This is a genomic window from Parcubacteria group bacterium (genome assembly GCA_041657845.1).
Classification (GTDB): Bacteria; Patescibacteriota; Minisyncoccia; order Moranbacterales; family JAKLHP01; genus JAKLHP01.
This window is the reverse complement of the sequence record JBBABD010000022.1, coordinates 10937-12578: the sequence shown is the minus strand read 5'-3', so window position 1 is coordinate 12578 and position 1642 is coordinate 10937. Positions and strand designations below refer to the sequence as shown.

General features: G+C 38.1%; 3 protein-coding genes. 2 read left to right on the top strand and 1 reads right to left on the bottom strand.

Annotation, left to right across the window (positions count from 1 at the left end; translation table 11 throughout):
• On the bottom strand, positions 1-497 hold a 497-nt coding region (locus WC906_03940; GenBank protein MFA5777564.1), incomplete at its 3' end, for a hypothetical protein.
• A 183-nt stretch (positions 498-680) separates the two neighbouring features.
• Here WC906_03940 and WC906_03935 point away from each other — a divergent pair.
• Both WC906_03935 and WC906_03930 read left to right on the top strand, forming a co-directional pair.
• A complete protein-coding gene (locus tag WC906_03935) occupies positions 681-1043 on the top strand; it encodes a hypothetical protein (GenBank protein MFA5777563.1) in 363 nt (120 codons plus the stop codon).
• Positions 1044-1206: 163 nt separating this feature from the next.
• The gene (locus WC906_03930; GenBank protein MFA5777562.1) at positions 1207-1560 is read left to right on the top strand and encodes a hypothetical protein; all 354 of its coding nucleotides are present in this window, start codon (positions 1207-1209) and stop codon (positions 1558-1560) included.
• The last annotated feature ends 82 nt before the right edge of the window (positions 1561-1642 follow it).

The window sequence follows — 1642 nt, the reverse complement described above, 5'->3', positions numbered from 1 at the left end:
AAATAAATTTCTATTTTCTCTCTTCCGGCAATAAGTAGAGATGAATCATGAATCATGAATTTTGAATCATGGCCTATTATTTTTTTGACTATGTCTTTTTGTTCATCACTCAAGTCTACTTTTTTTAATTCCTTGATTCTTGATTCATAATTCTTAATTTTATTTTTCGTTTTTTTCACCACGAAAAACTTCAAAACTATTCCCAGCGGACAAATATAATAATCCGAAATAAATTCTGCTATTTTCAATTGCTTTTCGGTCAGAAATTTTTCATCCAAAATTTCGTTAATTTTTCGCAGTTTGATATTTCCAAACCGGAAAAAATCATCGCGATTATTAATTGCGATGCCGTTCAAATTTCTGCGGAAGAGGGGAATGGAAACCAGTGATCCAAAAGGCACCGGCTTATCATTCAGATAGGAAAAACTCTGCTGGCGATTTAGCGGCAGGCGAGTAAGCGGAATAACGTCAATAATAGTGTTTTTTTCTTTTGGCATGCTTTAATCTTAGCAGTTTCAACGAACAAACGCACTCTTGACAGAAAGCCGATTCGGGTGTATAATAAAAGGTCGTAATTTAAAAATTGAATACAATTTTACAAAGTAACCATAAGGCGGTTATCAAAGGTATTTTAGCCGTTTTGCGGGTGCTTTGTAGAAAAAATTTCGAAGGAGGATACAATGATAGAGGTTGTAATTGACTATGATCACGGATGTTCCTATGCTCTGCTCTTTTTCTCTGGAACACAGGACGAGCTGGAAAAAGAGTGGAACAAACTTTCGGATTTATTGGAGATGAGTCATAAGGACGAGGAAATCCTCAAAATAAGGACGATAAAAGATTTTGAGGAGTGTATCATCGTTTCCAGGATGTACGACCTCATCGATAAACACGTCTCCACAAAAATCGATGAGGAGATGATGTATAATCGAAAAGTAGCTGTTCGTATTCACGCAAATTGGCTTGAAGATTCTTATCTTCGGCTGAAGAGAGGGATAACAATCCCTCTTTGGCAACGAAGACGAATGCTTGTCTTCGCGTAGGCAGGAGAAATGGGAGAAGTATATATTTGCTTCTCCCTCCTATCTAAACTTATAAATAATTTGTAAATTTGGATAGGAGAAATCCTGCGGATTCAAACTTAAAATTGTAAGGAGGTGAAAATTGTATAAGAAGGCAAGTAAGTTCGCGAATGCAAGGGGTATCATGGTTGGAGTTGGCAATAGTGTAAGTGATAGTGTAACAAGATACGCTGTCGTATGCTTCTCTCGGATAAAAAGCAATGTCCAAGAGAACGCAGTAAGGAGGGGAGTAATCACGTTTGAAACTTTGAGGAAGGCAGAGAAAGTCTTCCGTCAAAAAGAGAAAAAATGGGGGTATGTCGTCCTCTTACACAACGAAAAGTCCAGCGGGATTGTTTTATTAAAAGAAGCTGGAGAGAAGGAGGTCGTTGATGAATGGACGGAACTGAGAAAAAACGCAAACAAGAACGTAGATCCTTTCTCGGGTACGTCCATTGAGAAGGAAAAATCGAGCGGACGCTCGTGGACGACCGAGTAAGTGTGCTCAAGAGGGATTTGTGTTGCGTAGTATCGCATCGCAGTCCCTCTTTTTTATTTTCCAAAATTTGATAAATATCGTT